At 63.6% G+C, this 1814-nt stretch carries 3 protein-coding genes; 2 read left to right on the top strand and 1 reads right to left on the bottom strand.

The genetic code is table 11. The features are described 5' to 3' along the window. Both HOV91_RS39010 and HOV91_RS39005 read left to right on the top strand, forming a co-directional pair. Window positions 1-333: tetratricopeptide repeat protein (locus tag HOV91_RS39010; RefSeq protein ID WP_174190176.1), on the top strand; the 333-nt coding region annotated here is incomplete at its 5' end. A gap of 199 nt (window positions 334-532) precedes the next feature. Then, window positions 533-1093 carry a recombinase family protein gene (locus HOV91_RS39005; protein ID WP_174190175.1) on the top strand — a complete coding sequence of 187 codons (561 nt, stop codon included), beginning with the start codon at window positions 533-535 and terminating at the stop codon, window positions 1091-1093. Between the two features lie 14 nt (window positions 1094-1107). Here the strand turns inward: HOV91_RS39005 and HOV91_RS39000 are convergent. Next, window positions 1108-1814, bottom strand: a 707-nt coding sequence (locus HOV91_RS39000) for a tetratricopeptide repeat protein (protein ID WP_174190174.1), incomplete at its 5' end; no start/stop codon positions are given.

The raw sequence follows: 1814 nt of genomic DNA, 5'->3' as shown, positions 1-1814 counted from the left end.
CTTGGTATCCGCCGCGTCCTTCTTCGCCACGGCGTCGAGTGTCTCCGACACTGCTCGATCCTTCCCGCCGAACCGTCAGGTCCGGCCAGTCAGACCAAGGTCAAATCCGCCGTTGTTCCGACAGTCCGGGTCCTCGGCCCCGATCACCCCGACACTTCGACAGTCCGTAACAATCTCGCCCAGACCTTTCAGTCGACCGGACGGCTAACCGAAGCGATACCGCTGTTTGAGCAGCTTCTTTCAAGGCGCGAGCAGGAATTGGGCTCCGATCATTCCCTTACTTGGGCGTTGCGCGACTTTCTAGCTGTGATGCGAGTCTGGAGGTGGAAGTGACAACTCGTCTCCGAGCCTTTCGCGCTCAGATGAAGTTGGTCGTGTGGGCGAAGGCGATGTGTAGGTGAAGTACACCCCAACACCACGCACGTGACCGGGCCCCAAAGTGTCAGAATAGGGTCCGTTTGCGCATTTCTTGACTTAGGTCCTCCAGGTTCCTAGACTTCAACTTGACATTTCAAGTCGCGGAGGATCAATTATGCGCGTCGGCTATATCAGGGTGAGCACAGTCGATCAGAACACCGTCCGGCAGCTCGACGGGATCGACGTCGAGCGCACCTTCGTCGACAAGGCCTCCGGGAAGGACACCGCACGCCCCCAGCTGGACGAGCTGATTGCGTTCGTCCGTGACGGCGACACCGTCATCGTGCACTCCATGGACCGCCTCGCCCGCAACCTCGACGACCTACGGCGGCTGGTGCGCACGCTGACCAGCAAAGGCGTGCGGGTGGAGTTCGTGAAGGAGTCACTGACCTTCACCGGCGAGGACTCGCCGATGGCCAACCTGCTGCTGAGCGTGATGGGCGCCTTCGCCGAGTTCGAACGCGCCCTCATCCTCGAACGCCAGCGCGAAGGCATCGCCGCAGCCAAAGCCCGCGGCGCCTACACGGGGCGCAAACCTGCTCTCACCACCGAACAAGCCCACGCGCTACGCGCACGGGCCGCTGCGGGGGAGCGAAAGTCTTTACTGGCGAAGGAATTCGGGGTCAGTCGCGAAACTGTCTACAGCTACCTGCGCGCGGGTATCGCACCAGCCTGACGACACGCCGTATGTCACTGATCGCTGCCGTCCGTTGGATCTCCATCATCCGAACCATGCAGGGAAGCGAGGTTATCGCGGATGGCCAGGGTGTCAGGGTGGTGGGGGCCGAGGATCCGCTCGTACTCGGCGAGGGTCTGCTCGAACAGGCGGATCGCTTCGTCCGTCCGGCCTGCTGAGTCGTAGGCGTCGGCGAGGTTATGGCGTGAGATCAATGTATTGGGGTGGTGGGGGCCGAGGACCCGCTCGGACTCAGCGAGATTCCGCTCGAACAGCGGGATCGCTTCGTCCGTCCGGCCTGCCGAGTCGTAGGCAGTGGCGAGGTTGTTGCAGGCGGTCAGGGTGCTCGGGTGATCAGCACCGAGGACCCGCTGGCGGTCGGTGAGGGATTGCTCGTAAAGCGGGATCGCCTCGGTGACCCGCCCCGCCGACTCGTAGGCGCTGGCGAGGTTGTTGCGGGAGGTCAGGGTGCTCGGGTGATCAGCACCGAGGATCCGCTCGCGGTCGGTAAGGGTCCGTTCCAGCAGCGGAATCGCTTCGTCTGTCCGGCCTGCTGAGTCGTAGGCGCCGGCGAGGTTGTTGCGAGAGACCAGGGTGTCGGGGTGGTGGGGGCCGAGGATCCGCTCGCGGTCGTTGAGGGTCTGCTCGAACAGCGGGATCGCTTCGTCTGTCCGGCCTGCTGAGTCGTAGGCGCCGGCGAGGTTGTTGCGGGAGGTCAGGG

This window comes from Nocardia barduliensis (genome assembly GCF_013315795.1).
In the GTDB taxonomy this organism is placed as follows: domain Bacteria; phylum Actinomycetota; class Actinomycetes; order Mycobacteriales; family Mycobacteriaceae; genus Nocardia; species Nocardia barduliensis.
Note: the sequence above shows the minus strand (reverse complement) of the source record. Positions and strands in the feature narration are given on the sequence as shown.